The 24,834-nt window shown below is 64.8% G+C and carries 25 protein-coding genes; 18 read left to right on the top strand and 7 right to left on the bottom strand.

The window, feature by feature from the left end:
* Positions 1–122: 122 nt before the first annotated feature.
* From P0R31_RS07280 to P0R31_RS07265, 4 genes are all read left to right on the top strand, one after another.
* Entirely contained in the window at positions 123–3,527 is a 3,405-nt protein-coding gene (locus P0R31_RS07280; RefSeq protein ID WP_430516809.1) for a CHAT domain-containing protein, read from the top strand.
* Positions 3,528–3,552: 25 nt separating this feature from the next.
* Positions 3,553–3,996, top strand: a complete 444-nt coding sequence (locus tag P0R31_RS07275; protein WP_275513474.1) for a hypothetical protein — start codon at positions 3,553–3,555, stop codon at positions 3,994–3,996.
* A gap of 67 nt (positions 3,997–4,063) precedes the next feature.
* Entirely contained in the window at positions 4,064–4,219 is a 156-nt protein-coding gene (locus P0R31_RS07270; RefSeq protein ID WP_275513473.1) for a hypothetical protein, read from the top strand.
* 2 nt (positions 4,220–4,221) lie between these two features.
* Positions 4,222–4,986 (top strand): hypothetical protein, encoded by a 765-nt coding sequence (locus P0R31_RS07265; protein ID WP_430516808.1) that lies wholly within the window; start codon positions 4,222–4,224, stop codon positions 4,984–4,986.
* Between the two features lie 28 nt (positions 4,987–5,014).
* Here P0R31_RS07265 and arsC read toward each other — a convergent pair whose 3' ends face one another.
* Genes arsC through P0R31_RS07245 form a run of 4 tightly spaced genes read right to left on the bottom strand, consistent with a single transcriptional unit; the run spans position 5,015 to position 6,996 of the window.
* Positions 5,015–5,416, bottom strand: coding sequence for an arsenate reductase (glutaredoxin) (gene arsC, locus P0R31_RS07260; protein WP_275513471.1), 402 nt, complete (start codon positions 5,414–5,416; stop codon positions 5,015–5,017).
* Positions 5,413–6,114, bottom strand: coding sequence for an aquaporin family protein (locus P0R31_RS07255; RefSeq protein WP_275513470.1), 702 nt, complete (start codon positions 6,112–6,114; stop codon positions 5,413–5,415). The genes arsC and P0R31_RS07255 overlap by 4 nt, the downstream gene beginning before the upstream one ends.
* The gene (locus P0R31_RS07250; protein ID WP_275513469.1) at positions 6,114–6,641 is read right to left on the bottom strand and encodes an arsenate reductase ArsC; all 528 of its coding nucleotides are present in this window, start codon (positions 6,639–6,641) and stop codon (positions 6,114–6,116) included. Before P0R31_RS07250 ends, P0R31_RS07255 begins: the two co-directional genes overlap by 1 nt.
* Positions 6,634–6,996: an ArsR/SmtB family transcription factor gene (locus tag P0R31_RS07245; RefSeq protein WP_275513468.1), complete on the bottom strand. Its 363-nt coding sequence runs from the start codon at positions 6,994–6,996 to the stop codon at positions 6,634–6,636. The genes P0R31_RS07250 and P0R31_RS07245 overlap by 8 nt, the downstream gene beginning before the upstream one ends.
* Before the next feature lie 122 nt (positions 6,997–7,118).
* Here P0R31_RS07245 and P0R31_RS07240 point away from each other — a divergent pair, with 122 nt between their 5' ends.
* The 9 genes from P0R31_RS07240 (at position 7,119) to P0R31_RS07200 (ending at position 17,485) form a co-directional block, all read left to right on the top strand.
* Positions 7,119–7,436 carry an ArsR/SmtB family transcription factor gene (locus P0R31_RS07240; RefSeq protein WP_275513467.1) on the top strand — a complete coding sequence of 106 codons (318 nt, stop codon included), beginning with the start codon at positions 7,119–7,121 and terminating at the stop codon, positions 7,434–7,436.
* A 49-nt stretch (positions 7,437–7,485) separates the two neighbouring features.
* The gene (locus P0R31_RS07235) at positions 7,486–8,847 is read left to right on the top strand and encodes an NAD(P)-binding domain-containing protein (RefSeq protein ID WP_275513466.1); all 1,362 of its coding nucleotides are present in this window, start codon (positions 7,486–7,488) and stop codon (positions 8,845–8,847) included.
* A complete protein-coding gene (locus tag P0R31_RS07230) occupies positions 8,844–10,019 on the top strand; it encodes an MFS transporter (protein ID WP_275513465.1) in 1,176 nt (391 codons plus the stop codon). The genes P0R31_RS07235 and P0R31_RS07230 overlap by 4 nt, the downstream gene beginning before the upstream one ends.
* 60 nt (positions 10,020–10,079) lie before the next feature.
* A complete protein-coding gene (locus tag P0R31_RS07225; protein WP_275513617.1) occupies positions 10,080–11,267 on the top strand; it encodes an MFS transporter in 1,188 nt (395 codons plus the stop codon).
* A 147-nt stretch (positions 11,268–11,414) separates the two neighbouring features.
* Positions 11,415–11,777: a hypothetical protein gene (locus P0R31_RS07220; RefSeq protein WP_275513464.1), complete on the top strand. Its 363-nt coding sequence runs from the start codon at positions 11,415–11,417 to the stop codon at positions 11,775–11,777.
* A gap of 95 nt (positions 11,778–11,872) precedes the next feature.
* On the top strand, positions 11,873–12,265 hold the full coding sequence (locus P0R31_RS07215; protein WP_275513463.1) for a FixH family protein: 393 nt from the start codon (positions 11,873–11,875) through the stop codon (positions 12,263–12,265).
* A gap of 80 nt (positions 12,266–12,345) precedes the next feature.
* A complete protein-coding gene (locus P0R31_RS07210; protein ID WP_275513462.1) occupies positions 12,346–13,767 on the top strand; it encodes an efflux RND transporter periplasmic adaptor subunit in 1,422 nt (473 codons plus the stop codon).
* Positions 13,764–16,955 (top strand): efflux RND transporter permease subunit, encoded by a 3,192-nt coding sequence (locus P0R31_RS07205; RefSeq protein WP_275513461.1) that lies wholly within the window; start codon positions 13,764–13,766, stop codon positions 16,953–16,955. The genes P0R31_RS07210 and P0R31_RS07205 overlap by 4 nt, the downstream gene beginning before the upstream one ends.
* Before the next feature lie 50 nt (positions 16,956–17,005).
* On the top strand, positions 17,006–17,485 hold the full coding sequence (locus P0R31_RS07200; RefSeq protein ID WP_275513460.1) for a DUF411 domain-containing protein: 480 nt from the start codon (positions 17,006–17,008) through the stop codon (positions 17,483–17,485).
* 26 nt (positions 17,486–17,511) lie between these two features.
* Here P0R31_RS07200 and P0R31_RS07195 read toward each other — a convergent pair whose 3' ends face one another.
* The 3 genes from P0R31_RS07195 to P0R31_RS07185 all read right to left on the bottom strand — a co-directional run bounded on the left by P0R31_RS07195 (position 17,512) and on the right by P0R31_RS07185 (position 20,141).
* Positions 17,512–17,919, bottom strand: a complete 408-nt coding sequence (locus P0R31_RS07195) for a GFA family protein (RefSeq protein WP_275513459.1) — start codon at positions 17,917–17,919, stop codon at positions 17,512–17,514.
* Positions 17,920–18,047: 128 nt separating this feature from the next.
* Positions 18,048–19,127: a Cj0069 family protein gene (locus P0R31_RS07190; RefSeq protein WP_275513458.1), complete on the bottom strand. Its 1,080-nt coding sequence runs from the start codon at positions 19,125–19,127 to the stop codon at positions 18,048–18,050.
* Between the two features lie 237 nt (positions 19,128–19,364).
* Positions 19,365–20,141 (bottom strand): IclR family transcriptional regulator, encoded by a 777-nt coding sequence (locus P0R31_RS07185; RefSeq protein WP_275513457.1) that lies wholly within the window; start codon positions 20,139–20,141, stop codon positions 19,365–19,367.
* 170 nt (positions 20,142–20,311) lie between these two features.
* Between P0R31_RS07185 and P0R31_RS07180 the strand changes: the two genes are divergently transcribed.
* The 5 genes from P0R31_RS07180 (at position 20,312) to P0R31_RS07160 (ending at position 24,820) form a co-directional block, all read left to right on the top strand.
* Complete coding sequence (locus P0R31_RS07180) at positions 20,312–21,472, top strand: aminotransferase class V-fold PLP-dependent enzyme (protein ID WP_275513456.1); 1,161 nt, start codon at positions 20,312–20,314, stop codon at positions 21,470–21,472.
* 113 nt (positions 21,473–21,585) lie between these two features.
* Positions 21,586–22,488: an amino acid ABC transporter substrate-binding protein gene (locus P0R31_RS07175; RefSeq protein ID WP_275513455.1), complete on the top strand. Its 903-nt coding sequence runs from the start codon at positions 21,586–21,588 to the stop codon at positions 22,486–22,488.
* A 49-nt stretch (positions 22,489–22,537) separates the two neighbouring features.
* Positions 22,538–23,332 (top strand): amino acid ABC transporter permease, encoded by a 795-nt coding sequence (locus P0R31_RS07170; RefSeq protein ID WP_275513454.1) that lies wholly within the window; start codon positions 22,538–22,540, stop codon positions 23,330–23,332.
* Entirely contained in the window at positions 23,329–24,024 is a 696-nt protein-coding gene (locus P0R31_RS07165) for an amino acid ABC transporter permease (protein WP_275513453.1), read from the top strand. Before P0R31_RS07170 ends, P0R31_RS07165 begins: the two co-directional genes overlap by 4 nt.
* A 37-nt stretch (positions 24,025–24,061) precedes the next feature.
* Positions 24,062–24,820, top strand: coding sequence for an amino acid ABC transporter ATP-binding protein (locus P0R31_RS07160; protein WP_275513452.1), 759 nt, complete (start codon positions 24,062–24,064; stop codon positions 24,818–24,820).
* The last annotated feature ends 14 nt before the right edge of the window (positions 24,821–24,834 follow it).

Below are 24,834 nucleotides of genomic sequence, written 5' to 3'. Positions count from 1 at the left end.
GGCAGCACGGCCTTCTTCCGGTTGAGACTTGATACGGGAACCCTGATTGCGCTTGTCCTTCCGAGCCGGATGGGTAGGATCATTTCGTTTTTCTTCAAGTCATTTTACGAAGGTCCTTAGCGATGCGCCTTGTCGCCCCGCCTCCCTTCTTGAGCCGTTTCAACGTCGCCCCGAGCCGCCAGCTGTTGGCACTTGCCATTCTGCTCGGATCGACCGCCTCCGCGGCTGCACTGACCAGGGAGGCTGCGCTCGAGAATTGCCGGATGACGGTCGGCAAGCCGATCGTGCAGGCCTGTATGCGCTCCGGCGGTGCCAATCTCGAAGCTTGCCGCGCCAAGGCATCGCCCCAGGTCAGGGCCTGCACGATGGCGGCGCTCAACGCCGCCAACGGCCGGGCCAACGTTGCCGTCGAGCTGCCGAAGGAAGCGGCACCGAAGCTTGAACCCGGCACCGCACTGCCGAAGGACTTCGTTGCGCCGCCGCGTAGCATCGCCGACATCACGGCGATCCTCGATGGCGATAAACCCGACGCGAAGATGATCGCGGAATTGAAGTCGGAGGCCGATGCCGTGCCCACCGGCAAGGAATCCCGTCAGGACCTCGCGCAGCTGTATTTCGATCGCGCCAACGCGCGCTCCCAGCTCGGCCGGCTCGCCGAAGCGATGGCCGACGCCGACAAGGCCGTGGACGTCGGGCGGGGCGCCGTCAGCCCTTTCATGCTGGGTCGGATGTTGCAGCTGCAGTCTTTGCAGCATTCCCTTGCCGGCGATCCCAAACGGGCGATCGAGATCCTGCAAAGACTCTTGCGCGAATCGGCCAGCATGCCGGGCGCGAAGGGATTGCAGTACGCGACGAACCGCACGATTGCATCCGTTCTGGTCCAGATGGGCGATCTCTCCCAGGCCGAAGCCTATCTTCGACGCAGCCAGACCGCGATCCAGGAGGCCCGCACCAGCGGTCATCCCAATTGGCGAGCGGTCTATTCGAAGTTCGGCCAGAGCTGGGAGAGCGAGCTGGATCTCACGCGCGCCTTGATCTTCGAGGCGCGCGGACAATTCGCTGACGCCGAGGCCGCCTATCGCAACGCCGAGCTGCGCAAGCGCGCGAGCACGAAGGTCATCATGGCCTCCGAAAACGCCCCGGCGGAGACCATTCTGCTGCAGGTGATCGACGGCACCGTGTTGAGCCAGGCGCGCATGAAGGCGAAACAGGGCCGGCTTGCCGAGGCCGAGGTGGATGCGCGCCGAGCGCTGCTCTCGCGCCTGAAGGACACCGGCAAGTACAACCCGGTGACGCCGCGCTATGTCATGGGCCTTGCGGCCATTCTGGTCGACCAGGGCCGTTACGAAGAGGCCGAGAAGCTCGGCCGCGTTGCGCTCGAGATCAACAACACCGTGGGCGTGCCGGAGGACTCTCACGCGACGGTGCAATTGTTGTCGCAACTCGCCGGGATTCTGTCGCTACGGCGCAAGAACGCCGAAGCGAGCGAGATGTTTGCGCGGATAGACAAGGCCGTCGCCGGCTGGGATCCGCAGCGCCGCTCGATTTTCGAGCTCAATCCGTCGCGGATCCTGTCGCTTTATGGCTCCGGGCAATTGGACGCGGGCATTGCCGCCGCAGAGCAGCTGGTGAAGAAGCAGATCGCCCGGGTCGGGGAGAATCACTTCGATACCGCCGCGGCGCGCGGCACCTTGGCGGTCGGCTTGATGCGCGCCCGCCGCGATGCAGACGCGATTCGCGAGTTCAAGGCCGCCATTCCGGTCATGATGGCGAGCGCCAACGAAAATGCCGATGACGAGAACACGACCGTCGTGGCCGCGCGCAGCCAGCGTCTGCAGACCATCGTCGAAAGTTATCTGCTGCTGCTGGGCAGGGCGGAAGGACGCGGCACGGACGTCGGTGAAGAGACGTTCAGCCTCGCCGACGCCATTCGCGGCCGCTCCGTGCAGCAGGCGCTGGCAGCTTCGAGCGCGCGTGCGGCGGCAAAGGATCCCGCGCTCGCCGATCTCGTGCGCAAGGAGCAGGATCTCACCAAGCAGGTCAACGCCCAGCTCGGCACGCTCAACAACGTGCTCGCGCTTCCCGCAGCGGAGCGCGACGAGAAGGGCGTTGCGCAAATACAGGCGTCGATCGCGGCCTTGCGCGGCCAGCGCGACAAGGCCCGCTCGGAGATCAAGCAGAAATTCCCGGTCTACGCCGATCTCGTCTCCCCCAAGCCGCCAAGCGTCGCCGAAATCCGCGCGACGCTGGCCGGCGACGAGGCGATGTTGTCGTTCTATTTCGGCCAGAACGCCAGTTTCGTCTGGGCCGTGCCGAAGTCGGGGCCGGTGGCATTCGCCGCCGTCCAGGCCAGGATCGGCGATATCGAGACCAAGATCCGCAAGCTGCGCGAGGCGCTCGAGCCGCAGGCGGCGATGATCTCGGACATTCCGCCGTTCGATCTCAAGCTCGGCTACGAGCTCTACGAGCTGCTGCTGAAGCCGGTCGAGAGCGGCTGGAAGCCGGCCAAGAACCTGATCGTCGTGACCAACGGCGCGCTCGGGCTTCTGCCGCTGTCCTTGTTGCCGACGGCACCGGCAGAGGTGGCGGCCGACGAGGACCCGCTTTTCGTCGGCTATCGCAACGTATCCTGGCTGGCGCGAACCCATGCAGTGTCGACGGTGCCCTCCGCCGCGGCGTTGCGCACCCTGCGGCAATTGCCGCCGGGCAAGCCCGGCCGCGCCGACCTCGTGGCCTTTGGCGATCCCTATTTCAACAGCGAGCAGCAGGCCGAGGCGGAAGGCGTCGGAGAGAAGGTTCAGGTCGCCGACGCCGGCGGCAACATCACGCGCGGCGGTCCGCTGAAGCGGCGCAATAGTCCCAAGCTCGAAGGCGTCGACAGCGCCGAGCTCGGTCTGCTGCCCCGTCTGCCCGACACCGCCGACGAGTTGCACTCGATCGCATTGGCGCTGCAGGCAGACCCGTCGAAAGTGTTATTCCTCGGCAAAAGTGCGACCGAGAGCGCGGTGAAGATGATGGATCTGTCCGGCTTCAGGATCCTCGCCTTTGCCACCCATGGGCTGGTCCCGGGCGAGCTGAACGGGCTGACGCAGCCGGCACTCGCTCTGTCGTCGCCAACGGTGACGGGCGAGGGCGGCGACGGTCTCCTGACCATGGAGGAGATTCTCGGCCTCAAGCTGGACGCGGACTGGGTCATCCTGTCGGCCTGCAACACCGGCGCCGGAGCCGGCGCCGGGGCAGAGGCCGCATCTGGGCTCGGGCGCGCCTTCTTCTACGCCGGAACGCGCGCGCTGCTGGTGACGAACTGGTCGGTGCATTCGCAGTCGGCGCGGCAATTGGTGACCGACCTGTTCAAGCGGCAGGCCGATGATCCCAAGCTGTCTCGCAGCGAGGCGCTGCGCCAGGCGGCGATGGCCCTCGTCGACGGTCCGGGTTATCTCAACAGCGAAGGCAAGACCGAGTTCGCCTATGCGCATCCGTTGTTCTGGGCGCCGTACACGATCATCGGCGATGGCGGCTTGCGCTGACGGCATGGGAAAGGGGTGCAGGGGAATGAAACGGAATATCTTGCTCGGGCTTGTGGCTGCAGCTTTGCTGGTATCGGCACCATCGCATGCCGCGCAGTTGATCACGGAAGAGGAAGCCAAGCTGCCGCCTCCCAAGGGAGCCGTTGCCGTCGAGCAGCGCGGCATCCTGCGTGGTCCGAAGGTCGAGTTCGTCTCGCCGGGCAGCGCGGCGAGTTCGCCGCTGCGGCTGGTGTTGAAATTTCAGTCCTATGGCGGAGCGAAGATCGACCCGGACTCCGTCAAGGTGATCTTCCTCCGCACGCCGAATGTCGACCTGACCCAAAGGGTCAAGCCCTTCGTGCAGGCTGACGGTATCAACATGCAGGAAGCGGAGCTGCCTCCCGGCGAATACACCATGCGCGTCGACATCAAGGACAGCGATGGCCGGCCGGGCACGACCGTCTTCACCCTGAAGGTCGCGCCCAAGTGAGTCGTACCAAGTGAGTCTTGCCCAAGTGAGCTGCCCTTATTGCCGGTCGGAAACTGCCGAGGGTGCGTTGGCCTGCGCGTCGTGCGGGCGCGACATCGCGCCTCCCGCCACGCTGATTGCCGAGCGCGACGGTCTCTTGCGCAAGCGCGACGAGCTGCGCGATGAACTGAGGCGGGCCAGAGACGAGATCGAAGCCATCATGAGGCGAAGGAAGTCGCGCTAGCGATGGAGTGTCCGTTCTGCGCCGAGAGGATCAAAGACGAAGCCATCGCGTGCAACCATTGTTCGCGCGACTTGCGCGCCGTACGGCCGATGCTTCTCGAGATCGACGAGATCGTTGCCGAGCTGGACAAGCTCAGGCGGGATCTCGATCGCGTCAACGTCCGTCTCGAGCGCTACAACAATCCGCTGCGCTACTACGGCACGCATGCGGTGCTCTATGTTGCGATCCCGGCTCTGCTGCTGGTGATCGCGCATGTGCTCGTGACCATCACCTTCGACCTGTCGCCGATCCCGCTTCGGATCGCGTCGATCGCCGTGCCGCTCCTGTTCGGACTGATCGCCTATCCGCTGCACAGGGTGTATGCTCTTGCGGCCCTCCTGCTCGCGTTTCTGACCGCAAGCGTCAGCATCCTGGCAATGCTGACGATCACCGGGCTCCACGATGATGTTCCGATCCTTCCAACGGTATGGATCGAATGGCGGGAGGTGTTCGAATATGGCGCCAGTATCCTGCTCGCCTTCGTCTCGGGCAACATTCTCAGCGTCGTGATCTTCCAGATCGTGCCGCGCGTGCTGACCCAGGGCGGCAAGCCGAATGCGTTCGCCTTCCACGTGGCGCGTCTGCTGGGGCAGCATGTCGGCGAGGAGCAACTGCGCCGCCGCGCCCGCTTGATACAGGACCTCATGCAGACTGCGGGGCCATTGGCCGGCGTTGCCGCGACCGGCATCGGCTCGATCTATGCGGGCCTGAAAGGCTTGCTGGGATAGCTGAACCGTTCGTGGCGCGGCTTGCAGCCTATCGCGCTTCCACCACCTCGCCGTCCTCCTTCACGAACCGGCCAACCGGATTGTCCAGGAGATCGACCACGGCTTCCGACGGCCGGCACAAGCGCGTGCCCTTTGGCGTCACCACGATCGGCCGGTTGATGAGGATAGGGTGGGCGATCATGACCTCGAGGAGCTGCTCATCGCTCCATTTGGGATCGTCCAGGCCGAGCTCCTTGTAAGGTGTCCCCTTCTCGCGCAGCAGCGCGCGAACCGGAATGCCCATGGTCGCAATCAGTTCCTTGAGCTCGTCGCGGGAGGGCGGCGTCTTGAGATATTCGATGACATCAGGCTCGACGCCGCTCTGCCGGATCATCGCCAGCGTGTTGCGCGAGGTGCCGCAGGCCGGATTGTGATAGATCGTGACGGTCATCGAGCTGTCTCCGTGATTGCGACCTTGGCGGAAGCGCGTGAGCGGCCGAGCAACCAGTTCATCAGCAGCATGCCGGCGAAGGCGCCGCAGAGTTCCGCGAGGATGAATCCGGGCAGGTCGAGGGGGCGGATGCCGGCGAACGTGTTCGTCAGCGACCTTGCGATGGCCACCGCAGGGTTGGCAAACGACGTGGAAGCCGTAAACCAATAGGCGGCCGTGATGTAAAGGCCCACCAGCCAGGGGATGGCCGTCCGCTGAAACCGGATGCCGGCCAGGATCGTCGCGACCAGCCCGAACGCAGCGACCGCTTCGGCGAACCATTGCGGCCCTCCGGTTCGGACCTTCGTCGAGAGGTCGAGCAGCGGCAGGCCGAACATCAGATGCGCCGCCAGCGTTCCCGCGATGCCGCCGGCGATCTGCGCGACAATGTACAACGCAGCCTCGTATCCCGGCAGCTCGCGCTGGCCTGTGAAGACGAGTGTCACTGCGGGATTGAAATGTGCGCCGGAGATCGGACCGAGCACCGTGATGAGAACGACCAGGATGGCGCCGGTCGGCAAGGTGTTGCAGAGCAGCGCAAGTGCGACGTCCTTGGTCAGCGTTTCCGCCATGATGCCGGAGCCGACCACGGTGGCGACGAGAATGCCCGTGCCGAGCGCTTCGGCCGCAAGGCGCCGCGGGAGATCGAAATTGTCCATCAGCCGGCCTTCGGCGCCAAATCGGTTGCACCTTCGGAGCGGCCGATTTCGCGCAGCTTGGTGCCGAGCGAAAGCTTGTCGATGCTCCTCAGCGGGAGGTTCACGAATGTAGCGATGCGGTTTCTCAGATAACGAAACGCGGTGACGAATGCCGCCTGTTTCTCCAGTTCTGAACCCTCTGCCGCGGCAGGATCCTCGATGCCCCAATGTGCCGTCATCGGCTGGCCCGGCCAGATCGGACAGGACTCGCCCGCTGCGTTGTCGCAGACGGTGAAGACGAAATCCATCACCGGTGCATCCGCAGCCGCAAACTCCAGCCAGCTCTTCGAGCGCATTCCGTCCGTGGGGTAGCCCATCCGTTCCAGCGTGCGCAACGCCAGCGGATGGACCGCGCCTTTCGGGGCGCTGCCGGCGGAGAAGGACTGAAAGCGGCCGCCGCCGTCCTTGCGCAGGGTCGACTCAGCCAGGATCGATCGTGCCGAGTTGCCGGTGCATAGGAACAAGACGTTAAACCTGTGATCAGACACGGCTTCGCTCCTTTCGCTTTGGCGAGCAGCACGATTGCAAGGTCTCGACGACGGGCTCGCAAACCTCCGGCCGTCCGCCGCAGCAATCGCGCAGCAGGAAGAGCGCGACGTCGCGAAATTCGCCGAGATTGGCGCGGTAGACGATTGAGCGGCTGTGCCGCTCGGAAGACACGAGGCGGGCGCGGCTCAGAATCGACAGATGCGCCGACAGTGTGTTTTGCGGGACTTCCAAGAGGCGCGCGAGGTCGCCGGCCGCAAGACCTTCAGGCTCGTGCCTGACCAGCGTCCGGAACGCCTCCAGACGGGTCGGTTGGGACAGCGCGGCGAGGGCCAGGACGGCTTGTTCAGTTTCCATATATCCAGATTTATGGAAATTTCCGGCATCCTGTCAACCCGAAACCCGGCGTGGCGATCATATTTCCAATATTCTAGAATTATCGTTTGACGGCAGAGCTGCACCGGCGCATGATGTCGCTCATGAAGATCGACGACGCAGCAGCACGCCTGGAAGCCCTGGGGAATCGGACCCGCCTGCAGATTTACCGGGCGCTGGTCCGGGCCGGGCACGCGGGCATGCCGGTCGGCCGCTTGCAAGACAAGCTGAAGATTCCGGCGTCGACGTTGTCGCACCACATCAAGACACTGGTCTCGGTCGGATTGGTCAGTCAGATCAGGGAATCGACGACCCTGATCTGCCGCGCCAATTTTGACGCCATGCGCGGGCTGGTCGATTTCCTGGCCGCGGAGTGCTGTGCGGAAGAAGCGGGGTGTAGCGATGCCCAGAGCGCAGCCTGATCCATTTGGTCAATTATTCGATAATTCTAGAAGGATGGAGCGTTCGAAAATGGACAAGACGGTAGCGATCATCGGGGCGGGGCCGGTCGGCCTCGCAGCCGCCGCCCATGTGCTCGAACGCGGCATGTCCCCCGTCGTGCTCGAAGCTGGACCCGAGGCGGGGCATGCGGTGCGGCAATGGCAGCACGTCCAGCTCTTCTCGCCCTGGGAATACAATATCGACAAGGCCGCGGCGCGCCTGCTTGCGCCGACGGGATGGAATTCGCCGGACCCGGGCTCCTATCCGACCGGCGGCGAACTGATCGAGCGCTATCTCGCGCCGCTGGCGACGCGAACGCCGCTGCGCGAGACGATCCGGACTTCGAGCCGCGTCACGGCGATCAGCCGCGCCGGCTTCGACAAGGCGAAGACGAAGGGGCGGGGCCAAGCGCCGTTCGAAATCCGCTACCGGAACGGCAAAGGCGACGAGGTGCTGAACGCCGATGCCGTCATCGACATCTCCGGCACGTGGTTCTCGCCCAATCCCGCCGGCAGCAACGGTCTGCCGGCGTTCGGCGAACGCGAATGCGCCGGCCGCATCGCCTATGGCATGCCGGCCGTGCGCGGCTCCGCTCGCGAAAGATATGCGGGCAAAACGGTGGCCGTGCTCGGTGCCGGCCATTCCGCGCTGGGCACGCTGATTGATCTCGCGCAACTCGCCGAGGAGGCGCCCGGCACCAGGCTCGTCTGGCTGTTGCGCGGCGACGATCCGGCAAGGGCCTTTGGCGGCGGCCGCAACGACAAGCTTGCCGCGCGCGGCGAGCTGGGCTCAGCCTTCGCCGCGCTCGTGACTGCTGGAAAGATTGCGGTCGAGACAGGCTTCGCTGTCACGCACATTTCGGAGCTCGAAGGCCGCCTCAGGATTTCGGCAGGCGCCGGCTCTGCTGCGCGGAGTGTGGTTGCCGATGAGCTGGTGGTGTCGACCGGCTTCCGGCCCGATCTCTCGTTCCTGTCCGAGCTGCGGCTGCGGCTCGATCCGGCGATCGAGGCGCCCCTCGCGCTGGCGCCGCTCATCGATCCCAACGAGCATAGCTGCGGAACGGTACGGCCTCACGGCGCGCGCGAGCTGGCGCATGATGAGCCGGGCTTCTATCTCGCCGGCATGAAATCCTACGGCCGGGCGCCGACCTTCCTGATGTTGACCGGATACGAGCAGGTCCGCTCGATTGTCGCCGACATCGCCGGCGACAAGAAGGCCGCGGCACGGGTCGAGCTCGTGCTGCCGGAGACCGGCGTCTGTACACGCGCCGCCGTAGAGTCCGCTGGCTCAGCGGGATGTTGCGGCGGTCCGGCCAAGGCCGAACCCTCGGCCTGCTGTGCCGCCGATGAATCCGCGAAGAAGGCGGGCGGTGCGGGGTGCGGCTGCTCATGAGCCGAGGCACTGCGGGCCCGCTCAACGTCGTCATCGCGCTCGGCAGCGCGCGGACCATCGCGTGGGCGTCGAGCTACTATCTTCCTGCGATCCTCGCCGCGCCGATCGCGAGCGATCTCGGTCTTGCGCCCACTTACGTGTTCGGCGCGCTGTCGGGAGCGCTCGTCATCTCCGGCCTGCTTGGTCCGAGAGTTGGGCATGCCATCGATACGTTCGGTGGGCGCAGCCTGCTTGCCGTCTCGAACCTCGTTTTCGCGGCGGGCTTGCTGCTGCTGTCCATGGCCTATGGCGTAGCGGTGCTGATCGCAGCCTGGATAATGCTCGGGATCGGCATGGGCATGGGCCTCTATGAAGCCGCCTTCGCGACGCTTGCGCGCATTTACGGCGCCAATGCGCGACGAACGATCACCGGCATCACCTTGATCGCCGGTTTCGCCAGTACACTCGGCTGGCCGCTCACGACGTGGCTCGCCACGGAGTACGGCTGGCGCGCGGCCTGCCAGCTATGGGCGGTGATCCACATCGGTCTTGCCTTGCCGCTCAACCTAGCGCTGCCCCGTGCCGCGCCCTTGCATCAGGAGGCCGGACCGAACACGGGCGCGAGCCAGCAATCCGGCCGCCAGAGCGAAACCTTCGCAATGATTCTGCTGGCGTACATGTTTGCGGCCGCGAGTTTTGTCAGCTCCGGAGTCTCGGCCATCCTGCCCACCATGCTGGTTGCGTTCGGCGCCACGCCAGCACAGGCGTTGCTGGCAGGAGCATTGGTCGGACCGGCGCAAGTCGGTGCCCGCCTTCTGGAAGCCGGATGGCTTGGCCGGTTTCATCCGCTGCTGTCGGCGAGGCTCGCCATGCTCATGAATCCGATCGGCGTGTTGGCGCTGGTCGCGGGCGGCCCCTTGCTCGCACCGGTCTTCACGGTGCTGTATGGCGCCGGTAACGGCATCATCACCATTGCCCGCGGTACGCTGCCATTGGCGCTGTTTGGGCCGGTCGGGTTCGGCAGGCGTGTCGGGATGATTTCGCTGCCTTCCAGGGCAACGGGCGCTTTCGCGCCCCTTGCGCTGGGACTGATGGTGGAGCATCTCGGCAGCAGCGCGCTCTGGATCGGCGCGCTGGCCTCGGTCTCTGCGTTCCTCGCGCTTCTGCTGCTTCGTGGGGATCAGGCGGCATGAGTTCCTGTCCGGTGGGAGGAGAACATTCGTAGCTTGGGCGGCTGGCCGCTGATTGCGGTGATGTGTATCGGCCAGCTCGGCAATCTGCTGCCGCACGTAACGTTATCCGCGAATCTGGCCCAGCATCTGATGCCGGCGTGGGGGTTGTCGGCCGCCGAGGGCGGGATGATGGCGAGCGGCTACGCGTTTGGCTACATGCTGGCGGTGCCCGTGCTCACGACACTGACCGATCGCATCGACGCTCGGCTTGTGCTCCTCGGCGGCTCTGTCGTCAGCGGACTTGCGACCGTCGCGTTTGGCATCTTCGCGCAAGGCTTCTGGTCGGGGATCATCATCTGGTCGCTCGCCGGCCTTGGTTTTGCCGGTGCTTACATGCCAGGGCTCAAGGCACTGACGGACCGGCTGCCCGTCGGCGACACCTCGCGGGCGGTCACGCTCTACACGTCCAGCTTCTCTGTCGGCGTCGGCCTGTCGTTCCTGATCGCGCAAGTCCTCGCCGACGGCTGGGGATGGCGGACCGCGTTCTACGTGACCGGCATCGGTCCCATCGCGATGGTGGTCGCATGTCTTTTGATCGAGAGCCGCAGTCCCGCTCCAAGGGCAGGACGCCTTTTGAACTTTGCGCCCGTCTTCGCCAACCGCGAGGCACTCGGGTACATCTTCGGATACGGCGCGCACTGCTTCGAGCTCTACGGCATTCGCACCTGGCTGGTCGGCTTCTGGACCTACGTCGTGACGCATCAGGGCGCGCCCTCGTGGCTGAGCCCGGTCCTGATGAGCTTCTGTTTCGCAGTGATCTCCATGCCGGCCAGCATCCTCGGCAACGAGGCCGCACTGAAGTTCGGGCGACATCGGGCGATCACCGTGGTGATGATCGCCTCGGCTTGCATTGCGCTCGTCATCGGCCTGAATGCGACGGCTCCGGCATGGGTGCTGGCGCTGCTGCTGATGATCTATGGCCTGACGGTGCCGGCGGATTCCGGTGCATTGACAGCCGGGATGTCGGCCGCGGCTGTCTCGGAGCATCGCGGGGCGACTCTCGCCCTGCATTCGACCGTCGGGTTCGGCTTATCGGCGATCGGAGCCTGGGGAACCGGGGTTGCCCTCGATGCCGCTGGCGGTCCCCAGCGTGCAGAGGGCTGGCTGCTCGCCTTCATCGTGCTCGCGGCCGGGATCGCACTCGGCCCGCTCGCGCTGCTATGTTCGCGGACGGCTCGGTCCGACGAGCTGGTATCGAGGTCGCGATAGGCGAGGCAGGATGCGGGCGGCCTGACAGGCCTCGGAGCCTCGGTCACGAATGCTTGACCTTGATCAAAGAATGCTTTCGGCCGCAGACTATGGTACTCAGGCAGCGCCGCGGTTCCAAAAGCTATCCAAAAGGTTAAAACACGTTTGATGCGGATCGTTCGGACCATCCTGGCACTCGCCATCGCCATCTCGCTGGCGATGCTGCCGGCTGGCGCGTCCGCATCCGGCTTCGCGATGTCGTCGGGTGACATGCAGGCGGCCATGCAGGTCGGCGGCGACGGCGATATGTCGATGGACGATTGCTGTCCCGACATGAAGGGAACGGGCTCCGACAGCGGCTACAAGTGCGGGATGGGCTTCTGCTGTGTCGGCGGCACCGTCGCACTGGCGGACATTCGTCCCCTGGCTTTCGAATTCCTTGCCGTCGCGGCAGCGGAAACCGCTATTCCTGCCGATCAGGTCGTCGACTCCCGCGGCGGCAGTCCTCCCTTCCGGCCTCCTCGAATCTGATCTCTCCAAAGACGCGCGCGGGCACGCCCCGCGAGGCGATGACTGATGTGCGCGTTCCTGCGTCGCGGTCGAGATCAATTCATGAGGACAGGACAATGCTTTCCAAGTTCAGCACTGCGGCTGTTGCCGCCACCCTTTCGCTCGCCGCTTCAGTCGCTCTGGCGGGTGCCGGCGACTACGCCTTCGAGCCGGTCAATCCTGAGATGAAGAAGGGCGACGACGTCACGCTCGCCGTTCGCTTGACCAGCAAGCAGACCGGCAAGCCGGTGCCCGACGCCGTCATCTTCAAGACGCGCGTCGACATGGCTCCGGACGGCATGGCCGAGATGGAATCGGCGGTCGCGCCGCTGCCCTCCAAGGAGCCGGGCGTCTACGCCTTTAAGACGGACCTGCCGATGGCCGGCCGCTATCAGGTGACGCTCTCGGCGAAGGTGCAAGGCGAGCCTGAGACGGTCACCGGCAAGGTCATCGTCAAGGCGATCAAGTGAGCTTTCGGGCGCCGCCGGACGGCGCCCGAACTTCTCTTTCCCATTCAGATGGACGCGCGCTCCGAGCGCGCGAAACAACCATGAAGACGTTGCGTCTCTTGACGGCTCTCGCTCTCGGCAGTGGCCTCGCCCTTGGCGCGTACTGGTTCTCGAACGAGGGGCGCTGGTCGGTCCATGCCGAGGTGACCCCGGCTGCGGCGACAGCGGACCGGACTCCGCTCTACTATCGCGATCCGAGCGGCGCGCCGCTTTGGTCCGCCGGGCCAAAGAGGGACGATCGCGGGCGGGACTATCTGCCGGTCTACGATGACGACAAAGCCGCCCAGGCAGAGCCGATGCCAGCGCAGGCGGCTTCATCGCGCAAGATTCTCTACTACCGCAATCCCATGGGCTTGCCCGACACCTCGCCGGTGCCGAAGAAGGACCCGATGGGGATGAACTATATCCCCGTCTACGAAGGCGACGACGCCGATGACGGCACGGTGAAGCTGTCGCCCGGCAAGATCCAGCGCAGCGGCGTGAAGTCCGAGCCGGTGGCGCGGCGATCGGTCCAGGTCCTGGTCAAGGCGCCCGGCACGATCCAATTGGACGAGCGCCGCGTCTCGGTGATCGCGATGCGCGCCGAGAGCTTCGTGCAGAAGATCGCGGACGTCACCACCGGCTCCCGCGTGAAGGCGGGCCAGCCGCTGATGGAGATCTACAGCTCGGCGGTCGCCTCCGCGGCGGCCGACTATCTCGCGACCATCACCTCCAAGACCGTCGGCGGGGTCGAGATCTACGGCCGCGGCTCGCGGCAACGGCTGATCAATCTCGACGTTCCCGAGCGGGTGATCGCCGAGATGGAGAAAACCCATGTCGCGCCCGTCACCATCCATTGGTCGGCGCCGCGCGACGGGATCGTGCTCGAGCGCAACGCGATCGAAGGCATGCGCGCCAATCCCGGCGACGTGCTGTTCCGCATCGCCGACACCTCGCTGGTTTGGGCGCTGGTCGACGTCGCCGAGCGCGACCTCGGCAACATCGCGGTCGGGCAGTCCGTCGCGGTGCGGGCGCGCAGCTTCCCGGGCCGAAGCTTCACCGGCAAGATCGCGGTGATCTATCCGCAGGTGAACCGTGAAACGCGGACGGTTCGCGTCCGCATCGAGCTCGCCAATCCCGAAGCGTTGCTGCTGCCGGACATGTATGTCGATGCCGACGTCGATACGGCGGATGGCGCGCCCGTCCTGGCGATCCAGGACAGCGCGGTGCTCGACACCGGCACGCGGCAGGCCGTCCTCGTCGACAAGGGGGATGGGCGCTTCGAGCCGCGCGAGGTGAAGCTCGGCCGGCGCGGCGGCGGCTTTATCGAGGTGCGGGACGGCCTTGCCGAAGGCGAAGCGGTGGTCACATCCGCCAACTTCCTGATCGATGCGGAAAGCAATTTGAAGGCCGCGCTCAAAGGCTTTGCCGAGGCTGCGCCTCAAGCCGCCGACGGCGGCCATGCGACGGGAGAGCACAAATGATCGCCCGCATCATCGCCTGGTCGGCGCGCAACCTGCTGCTGGTGCTGTTCGGCACCGGCTTTGCGGCGGCCGCCGGCTTCTACGCGCTGCTTCATCTGCCGCTGGACGCGATCCCCGACCTCTCGGACACCCAGGTCATCGTCTACACCGAATATCCCGGCCAGGCGCCGCAGGTGATCGAGGACCAGGTCACCTATCCCCTGACCACGGCGATGCTGACCGTGCCGAAATCGAAGGTGGTGCGCGGCTTCTCCTTCTTCGGCGTGTCGTTCGTCTACGTGATCTTCGAGGACGGCACCGACATCTATTGGGCGCGCTCGCGCGTGATGGAGTTCCTGAACGGCGCCACGTCTCGGCTTCCCGTCGGCGTCACCCCGACCATCGGGCCCGATGCGACCGGCGTCGGCTGGGTCTATCAATACGCCGTGATGTCGAAAGAACTGAACCTCGCCGACACGCGCACGATCCAGGACTGGAATCTGAAATTCGCGCTCGCCAAGGCCGAAGGCGTCGCCGAGGTCGCCAGCATCGGCGGCTTCGTCAAGCAATACAACGTGGTGCTCGACCCGCAGCGCATGCGCGACCGCGGCATCAGCATGCAGAAGATCCGGGAGGCGATCCGTGCCAGCAATGCCGACGTCGGCGGCCGCACGGTCGAGCTGTCGGAGTTCGAATACGTCATTCGCGGCAAGGGCTACATCAAGAGCATCAACGATCTCGGCAACATCGTCCTGAAGACCAGCAACGGCACGCCGGTGCTGCTGCGGGACGTCGCCAATGTCGAGCTCGGACCCGACGAGCGGCGCGGCATTGCGGAGCTGAACGGCGAGGGCGAGGTCGCAAGCGGCATCGTGCTGCAGCGCTTCGGCGTCAACGCGCTCGACGTCATCGAAAACGTCAGGAAGCGTTTCAAGGAGATCGCGAGCAGCCTGCCGAAGTCGGTCGAGATCGTCCCGGTCTACGACCGCTCGGGCCTGATCTATTCGGCGATCGACACGCTCAAGCACACGCTGTTCGAGGAGAGCATCGTCGTCGCGCTCGTCTGCATCGTGTTCCTGCTCCATGTCCGCAGTGCGCTGGTCGCGATCCTGATGCTGCCGGTCGGCGTGCTGATGGCGTTCGGCGCGATGAAGCTGCTGGGCCTGGGATCGAACATCATGAGCCTCGGCGGCATCGCGATCGCGATCGGCGCCATGGTGGATGCGGCGATCGTCATGATCGAGAACGCGCACAAGCACCTCGAGCGCGCCGAGCCCGGTCAGTCGCGTGTCCAGATCCTGATCGACGCGGCATCCGAGGTCGGCCCGGCGCTGTTCTTCAGCCTGCTCATCATCACTGTCTCGTTCATGCCGATCTTCACGCTGGAATCGCAGGAGGGGCGGCTGTTCAGCCCGCTGGCGTTCACGAAGACCTTCGCGATGGCAGCCGCGGCCCTGTTGTCCGTCACGCTGGTGCCGGCGCTGATGGTGATCTTCGTCCGGGGCAGGATCGTGCCGGAGAGGAAAAACGTCATCAACCGCTTCCTGATCTTTATCTACCGCCCGGTCATCAAGGGCGTGCTGCGCGCCAAGACGCCGGTGATCCTGGCTTCGCTGGTCGTGCTCGCCGTTACGATCTGGCCGGCGCGGCAGCTCGGCACCGAGTTCATGCCGACGCTGAACGAGGGCACGCTGCTCTACATGCCGACGACGCTGCCCGGCATCTCCGTGACCAAGGCGGCCGAGCTGATGCAGACGCAGGACCGCATCATCAAGTCGTTCCCGGAGGTCGAATCGGTCTACGGCAAGGCGGGGCGGGCGGCGACCGCGACCGATCCGGCGCCGACCGAGATGTTCGAGACAGTGGTCAGCCTGAAGCCGAAGGAGCTTTGGCGTCCCGGCGTCACGGTCGACAGCCTGATCGCGGAGATGGACAAGGCGCTGCAGTTTCCGGGCGTCTCCAACGCCTGGACCATGCCGATCAAGGCGCGCATCGACATGCTGTCCACCGGCATCCGCACCCCCGTCGGCGTCAAGGTGATGGGCACCGACCTCGTCGAGATCGACCGGCTGGCGAAGCAGGTCGAACGGGTGATCAAGACGGTGCCGGGCACCTCATCGGCCTATGCCGAGCGCGGCATCGGCGGCTACTATCTCGAGATCGTCCCGGATCGCGAGGCGCTGGCCCGCTATGGCATCCTGATCCAGGATGTTCAGGACACCATCGCGGCGGCGCTCGGCGGCCAGACCGTCACGACAACGGTGGAGGGGCGGCAGCGGTTCACCGTGAACATGCGCTATCCGCGCGACCTGCGCGACAATCCCAAGGCGATCGCCAGCGATATCCTGGTGCCGATGCCTGCAGGCGGCGCGGTGCCGCTCGGCGAGGTCGCGAAGGTCGAGCCGGCGCGGGGGCCGACCTCGATCCGGACCGAGAACGGGCAGCTCGCGACCTATGTCTACGTCGACATCCGCGATCGCGACATCGGCAGCTACGTCGCCGATGCGCAACGCGCCGTGACTGACAGCATCCAGTTCCCGCCCGGATATTACGTGGTCTGGAGCGGTCAGTACGAATATCTCCAGCGCGCCGCGGCGCGCCTGAAGATCGTGGTGCCGGTGACGCTGACGATCATCTTCCTGCTGCTGTACCTGAATTTCAGGGCCATGACCGAAACCTTGATCGTGATGCTGTCGCTCCCCTTCGCGCTGGTCGGCGGCATCTGGATGATGTGGTGGCTCGGCTTCAACATGTCGGTCGCCGTCGCCGTCGGCTTCATCGCGCTCGCCGGCGTCGCCGCCGAGACCGGCGTCGTGATGCTGATCTACCTCGAGCATGCCCTGGCCGAGATCAAGGCGGCGTGCAGCGCCGAGGGCAGGGGCCTCACCCGGCAGGATCTCCACGAGGCCATCATGGTGGGCGCGGTCGAGCGCGTTCGTCCCAAGATGATGACGGTCGTTGCCATCATGGCGGGCCTGCTGCCGATCATGTGGAGCACCGGAACCGGTTCGGAGATCATGCAACGAATCGCGGTGCCGATGATTGGCGGCATGATATCGTCGACGCTGCTGACGCTGATCGTGATCCCGGCGATCTTCGGATTGGTGAAGGGCTTCCGCCTGCCACCCAAGCGCGAGGACAAGGTGCAATCGACCGAGACGCCAAAGCCGATCGGCGCCAGATTGCGCGTCGTGGAGCCGGCCGGATGAGGCGAGCCATGATGCACGATCATCGGAGTGACAGCGAAAGGAAACCGAAGATGAAGCAACGCGCATATCTGATGACCCGCCGGTCCCTTGTCGGGCTGATGGCCGCGGCAGCTTTTGCAAGGCCCGCCGCGGCGGCGCCCGACGCAGCCACGCTCACGGTGCACCGGGATCCGAGCTGCGGCTGCTGCGCCGGCTGGGTGCAGCATCTGCGGGACGCAGGATTTACCGCCCAGGTGGAGGAGACTCCCGACCTCGAGCCGATCCGAGCGCGTCTCGGCGTCCCCTCGAACCTGGTCGCGTGTCACACGGCAGAGGTCGCCGGTTATGTCGTCGAGGGGCACGTGCCGGCTGCGGCCGTGCGACGCCTCCTCGCGGAGCGTCCAAACGCGAAGGGAATAGCCGTGCCGGGCATGCCAGTCGGATCGCCCGGGATGGAAGGCGGCAAGCCGCAAAGTTACGAGGTCGTGCTGTTCGGTGCCGACGGCCAGAAGCCGTTCATGCGCTTCATCGGCGCGCAGGAAATTGATTGACGGTGGTGCGCAATGCGTAGCCACCACTACGGCTGGGGCGGATAGCGCTCGAACGCCGGCAGTTCGTGCGCATGCTCCATCCAGCGCAGGCGCTCGGCGACCTGGATCTGCACCGTGGCAGGCACCGCCTCGGGATCGTCGTAGGTCGCGCTCTGGATGTCGATGATCCCTGGCAGTATGCTGGCATTGACGTAGAACAGTCCGGTTCCGCACTCGCCGCAAAAGTGCCGCCGCCCGTGTTCCGAGGAGCGGTAGACCTTGAGTTCGCCCTTGGTCACCTTGACCGCGCCCTCCGGGTACATCGTCCAGCCGACGACCGGAGCGCCGGCGTGAAGCCGGCAATCGCGGCAGTGGCAAAGCGCGTGGACGATCGCCTCGCCTTCGACCTCGTAACGGATTGCGCCACAGTGACAGCCGCCGGTGATGGTGCTCATGCGTTCCTCCGATCGAAGATGACGTTCCAGATCGATAGCTCTCGAGCCCGGTGGCTTCAACAACGCAGCCAAGTCGGGATTGCGTCGTACTGTCGCCTGACAGCTGCTGCCATTCCCGACGAGCGCCGCTAAGTTCGCGCCCGTGTGCTCTCGATCCGCAGCAGCCGTTGCTTCACCGTCCGGGCGATCGCCGCCGGTGCCTCCTCAGGGATCGCAAAGCACGAGCTCGCGTTGATCTCGCAGAGCACGTAGGTGTCTGCGCCGGCCGCATCTTTCGGCCCGTACAGGAAGTCCGCATCCCAGATCACCGGCAATGACGACTCATCGATGCCGAGCGTTGCCATCATCTGAGGCGTCCATTCGTCCTCCATCGCTCCTCGCAGCGCCTGGAATGGCGAAGCATCAGGCCCGTGCATGATCCGCGGCCCGGGCTGGGCCTCAGGCGCCTCCGGTCCCTCCGGCGGCGGCGGGATCAGGGCCTTGATCTTCTGGTGGCCGAAGCCTGCGACTTTGGCGCCGCTCATGTAGCAGCGGATCATGCCGTCGGGCAGGCGCGGCTGAAACGCCTGGTCGATGATGCAGCCGCCCCAGCCGAAATAGGGCTCGCACCGAGCGAGCAACGCATCGATCGGCATGTCCTCAGGCATACTGCCGCGCTGCGCATGCAGCACGCGAACCATGCCTTCGGTATCGGGCAGGGCCTCGACCTTCCAGACCCCCTGGCCGCCATTGCCGCGGTTCTGTTTCAGCACGCGCGGGCCGCTGGCACGAAGGCGCGCCGGAAACTGGCTGCGGAAGCTTGTGGCGGTGTCATAGCGGTGCGTGTCGGCGCCCCAGCCCAGATGACGCGTCCGGTAGAGCACCTCCTTGACGCCCATCTTCAGAATGGTGTCCGGATGCGCGCTCACCCACGGCCCTTGCGCCGCAATGTCGCGCAGCAGGGCGTCGAGCTCGGCGCGGGTCTTGCCCTGGTGGATCGGATCGACCCAGACCAGCACGCCGTCGGCTGCGAGCAATTGGTCGCGGACCTCGCCCGCAAAGCTCTCGTCGTAGATCACTGGGAAGGCGTCGATGCCTGCGGCGGCGAGCGCCTCGAAGACGCGGACGAAGCGGCTGTTCTGCGGCCTCGCCTCGCGCCGCGCGGCAGCGTCGCCGCGGGAGAGGATGGCTATTGTCTGGCGGGAGGAGGGGTGACGTTCGGTGTCCATGCGCAAGCTCCACGTATGTGCGTGCTGCGCAGAGCTTGGACCTGGGTCTCACGGGGAGTCTGCATCGTCCCCACGCGGACAATGTATGTGAAACCGCCTCGTCGTTTCAAGATGGTTGGCGGGTTCCTGACGAAGGGAGCTCGCCTCCATCGATCTCGACGCCGGAAAGCTTGATCAAATCATTGATGTCGAGATCGAATTGGACTCGATCGAACGAGACCGATCAGGATGGGTCGCTTACGCCATCCAGTTGTCCCCGAGGATTGTCTCCGATAGCAGTCCAGCGGCCTTCTGCAGGGGAGCTATGAACCGATCCAGCTCAGTGAAGCTCACCCGCGCCACGGGAACGGACACACCCAGGCACGCGATCAGCTCGCGATCCGGTGAGAGGATGGGAACGGCACAGCCGACCACGCCTCGCACATATTCTTCATTGGTCTTGGCCCAGCCGCGCTTGCGGGTCTCATCGAGCACCTCCATGAGGCGCTCGACATCGACGATCGTGGTTTCGGTGTATCGCGTCAGCGTGAGCGCGCGGCACAGCTTCTCGCGCATGCGCTCCGGCAGTCGGCTCATATAGATCTTGCCAGTCGACGTGCAGTGGAGCGGGGCCGCTTCGCCGGGATTGAACTGGAGGCCTTGCGGTTGCGAAACGCGGACACTGTCGACGTAGGCAACGACATTGTCCCGCACGACCCCAATCTCGCATTGCTCGCCGATTTCGGTGGCGACGGCGCGAAGCACCGCGTGCCGCCGCGCGGTGCGGAAGGCTGCGCCGATGACACCGGCCGACAGCAAGACCAGTTGATTGCCGACCACGTAGCGCTTCGTCCCCACGGCTTTCTGAACAAGCCCGCGCTGCTCCAGATTTCCGATGAGCCGATGGGCCGTCGGCAGCGGTAGGGACAGCGCAGCGGCGATCTCCGCAACCGAGGCTGCTCTGGTCTGGCTGGTGACATAGCCAATGATCGCGAACGCGCGGTCCAGTGGGCCGTCGGTACTCGGCTGCTGCATTTCACCAGTCTCCACCCATCTCATAGAATTATCATTTTTCGGAATAAAAACTACTGAAATATGAAAATCCTTCTGGCCGCTTCTGTGCTGTGCCCATATCGTTGGCGTTGTCCGGTGGTGAACAGGATTTGTGCAGTGCGAGCCACCGCGGACGTGCTCAGGAGATCGGGATGTCAGGTCTTTACGACGTCGATGCCGTGCGGAAGGAGTTTCCGGCTGCCGAGCGGATCACCTATCTCGACTCCGGCTTCCAGACCCCGCTCGCACGTCCCGTCAAGGCGGCGATCGATCGTTTTCTGAGCGAAGGTCTCGAGACTGCCGGCCCGAAGAGCCTCTGGCTCGATCGCGTCGAGCAGACGCGCGAAAAGCTGGCGCGGTTTCTCGGCGCATCGGCCGACGAGATCGCCTTCACCAAGAACACTTCGGAAAGCATGAACATCGCCGCGAATGCGCTGCCGCTGCGCGCCGGCGACAAGGTCCTGATGATCCACGGCGATCATCCGAACAACGCCTACGCATTCCTCAATCTGCGGCGCAAGGGCGTGACCGTCGCATTCGTGCCGATGACGGAGATCGTGAACGCCGACAGCCTTCGTCCCTACATCGATGCGAGCACGCGAGCGATCTCGATCTCGCAGGTGACATTCCATGCCGGCCATCGTTTCGACATCGAAAGCGTCGGCGCCCTCTGCGCGGAGAAGGGGCTCCATTTCGTCGTCGACGTGATGCAGGCGATCGGCGTCGTGCCGATCGATGCGAAAGCGATGCGCGCGACCTTCATCGGTTCGGGCAGCCATAAGGGGCTGCTCGTGCCACAAGGGCTGGGCCTGCTTTATTGGGACAAGTCGAGGGCTGAGCTCGAGCCGGCCTATCTTGCGGCCGCGAGCCTCGCTGAAGTCCCGGCCGATCTGATCGCCCGGCCTGACAGGCTCGATCCGGCCCCGAGCGCGCGCCGCTTCGAGCTCGGCAATTTCAATCTTCCGGCGATCCATGCCCTCGATGCCTCGCTCGACATGATCGAAGCGCTGGGCGTCGAAAACATCCAGAACCATTGTTTCGATCTCGGCGATCATCTCATCGCCCGGCTCGATGTGCTGGGCGTTCGCCTGGTCGGCCCTCGCGCGCGGCAGCATCGCGCGCCGCACATCTACGTCATTGCGCTGCCCGCGGCCGAATGGCTCGGCCATTTCGAGGAGAATAACGTCCGCGTGTCGCCGGAGCGGGACGGCATTCGCGTGTCGTTCGGGATGTTCAACACGATTGCCGACGTCGACCGCCTGATCGAGGTCATCCAGCGGCGCGGCGTCAAGCCATCATCGAGAGCCGCCTAAAGCATGATCCGGAAAAGTGCGAAGCGGTTTTCCGGATACGTAAACAACAACCTGAAGCGCGATGACGATTTATCGCAATCTCGACGCTTTAGCTGTCCAGCAAGGAGACGTACATGACGAAATTTGCACGTGTCTTGAGCGTCCTGTCAGGACTCGCGGTCATTGGCGGCCTCGGCAGCGCCGCGGCTGCGGCCGACAGCCCCACGCTCGCCCGGATCAAGTCAAACGGCGCCATCACCATCGGCCACCGCGAGGCCTCGATCCCGTTCTCCTATCTCGGTCCCGACCAGAAGCCGATCGGATTCTCGCTCGATCTCTGCGCGGCCATCGTCGAGCGCATCAAGGCGGAGACTGGCCTGCCTAATCTCAAGGTCAATTACGTTCCGGTGAACTCGTCCAACCGCATTCCGCTGATCCAGAGCGGCACCGTCGATATCGAGTGCGGCGGCACGGCGAATGACAGGAAGCGGCAGGAGCAGGTCTCGTTCTCCGTCGCCACCTTCGTCAGCCAGCCGCGCTGGCTGGTCAAGGCGGACAGCGGCCTGAAGACGGCCGCCGATCTCAAGGGCAAGACCATCGTCGTGACCCAGGGCTCCAATGCCGTCGGATTCGCGCAAGGCGTGAATGCGAAGGAGCAGCTCGGCTTCAACATCGTCCAGGCCAAGGACCATGCCGAATCCTTCCTGATGCTGAACACCGGCCGTGCGGCCGCCTTCATGGAGGACGATATTCTGCTGGCCGGCCTCAAGGCCGCAGCTCCGAAGCCGGATGCGCTGATCTTTCTCCCCGAGGGTTACGCCAAGATCTATTATGGCCTGATGTTCACGAAGGGCGATACCGGCTTCAAGGCGCTGGTCGACGACGTCCTGTCGAAGCAGATGGCGTCGGGCCAGTTCGAAAAGACCTACGCCAAATGGTTCACCAGGCCAATTCCGCCCAAGAATGAGAACCTGGCATTTCCGCTGACGGTCGAGCTCACGGAACGGATCGCGCGTCCCAGCGACGCGGTGGACTAATTGCGACGTCGGCGGAGAGTGTCCCGCAAACCGAGCCCTGAGGTTCGCCATGTTTGCAGTGCTTCTTGAACAGACCGCAGACGGCCAGCGCTATATCGACTGGCTCGTGTCGGGCCTCGGCTGGACCCTCGCGCTGGCGTTCTTCGGCTGGTGGATTGCCTTCGCGGTCGGGGTCGTCGTCGGCATTGGCCGCACTGTGCAGAATCGGCCCGTCGCGGCCCTTGCCCGCCTCTATGTGGAGATCTTCCGCAACATCCCCGTGCTGGTGCAGATGTTTCTCTGGTACTTCGTGCTGCCGGAGATTCTTCCCGCCTCGCTCGGGAATGCCATCAAGCAGATTCCGCCGCCCTGGGGATCGTTCTTTCCGGCGCTGGTGTGCCTCGGTCTCTACACCGCCGCCCGGATCGCCGAACAGGTGCGGGCCGGGATCGAGGCCCTGCCGAAAGGTCAGGTCGAAGCGGCAAGCGCGCTCGGGCTCGGCGGATATCCGACCTATCGCTATATCGTCGTGCCGCAGGCGCTGCGCTTGATCATCCCGAGCCTGACCAGCGAGGTGATGGGCATCTACAAGAACACCTCGGTCGCGCTCACCATCGGGCTGATGGAGCTAACGGCGCAGGCCCGCCAGATCAGCGAAGCGACATTCCAGACCTTCACCGCTTTCGGCGCCGCGACGCTTGTCTACCTCGCGCTGGCGCTCATCGCCTATCAGGGGATGGCGCTGATCGACAGGGCCGTGCGCATTCCGGGCACAGGCCCTGCGGACGATGCAGTCAGGCCGGGCGCGACGCACGCGATCGAACCGATTGATTCCTTGCCTGACGCGATGGAGGTCGTGAAGTGAACAACCTCGATTTCTCCGTTGTCATTCAGGCGTGGCCTTACCTCTGGTCGGGCCTGCTGTTTTCGCTGGCGCTGACCGCCGTTGCTTTCGTGGTCGGCCTGGTCCTCGGCACTTGTCTCGCCCTGGTGCAGCACTTCGAAGTGCCCGTGCTTGGCAAGCTCGTGCGCGGCTATGTCGCCCTGATGCGCTCGATCCCGCTGATCCTGGTCCTGTTCTGGTTCTTCTTCCTGGTGCCGATCGTGCTCGGTCATCTCGGCGGAAGCGGACGGCCGATCCCGATCGGCGCCACCTGGACGGCGTTCATCACCTTCGGCCTGTTCGAGGCCGCCTATTATTCGGAGATCATCCGCGTCGGATTGCGCGCCGTGAACCGGGGACAGTTCGAGGCCTGCCAGGCGCTCGCATTGTCCACCTTCGACACCTATCGCTCCGTGATCCTGCCGCAGGTGCTCCGCGTCGCGAGCCCGATCATCCTGAGCCAGACCATCATCCTGTTCCAGGACACCTCGCTGGTCTACGTGCTCTCGCTGACCGATCTGCTTGGCGCAGCCTCGAAGCTCGCGCAGCTCAACGGTCGTCTGGTCGAGATGTATCTGGTCATCGCGGTGGTCTACCTCGCCATCAGCTCGGCGGCATCGCAATGCGTGGCCTCCTTGCGCAAGCGATATGCGATCGCGGGACTGCGCCGCTAGCGCTGCGCACGGTCATCCCAGTCTTTGGAGAGGAAAAATGCTTGAGCTCGCTGCGAGGAATCGGGCGTCCATCGTCACCGTGGAAAATCTGGTGAAGCGGTTCGGCCATTTCACGGCCCTGAACGACGTCAATCTCACGGTTGCCGTCGGCGAGAAGATCGTGCTGTGCGGCCCCTCCGGCTCGGGCAAGTCGACGCTGATCCGCTGCATCAACCACATCGAAAAGCACGATGCGGGGCGCATCGTCGTCGACGGCATCGAGCTGTCGGACCGCATGACCGACGTCAACGGCATTCGTCGCGAGGTTGGCATGGTGTTCCAGAGCTTCAACCTGTTTCCGCATCTCTCGGTCGTCGAGAACTGCATGCTGGCGCCGATGAAGGTGCGGGGCCTGTCCCGCACCGAGGCGCATGAGCGTGCGATCGGTCTGCTCAGCAAGGTGCGCATCCACGACCAGGCGAACAAATATCCGGGGCAGCTCTCCGGGGGCCAGCAACAGCGCGTCGCCATCGCACGGGCGCTGTGCATGCAGCCGAAGATCATGCTGTTCGACGAGCCGACCTCCGCGCTCGACCCGGAGATGGTCAAGGAAGTGCTCGACACCATGGTGGAGCTCGCGAAAGACGGCATGACCATGGTCTGCGTCACGCACGAAATGGGCTTTGCCCGCGAGATCGCTGATAGGGTGGTGTTCATGGACCGCGGCTGCATCGTCGAGGAAGCCGACCCCGAAACCTTCTTCCGCGCGCCGAGGACGGAGCGGGCGAGGGATTTCCTCGGCCAGATCATCCATTAGCGATCCGTCTCGAC

Origin of the sequence: Bradyrhizobium yuanmingense (assembly GCF_029167105.1) — a bacterium.
Classification (GTDB): domain Bacteria; phylum Pseudomonadota; class Alphaproteobacteria; order Rhizobiales; family Xanthobacteraceae; genus Bradyrhizobium; species Bradyrhizobium yuanmingense_A.
Note: the sequence above shows the minus strand (reverse complement) of the source record. Positions and strands in the feature narration are given on the sequence as shown.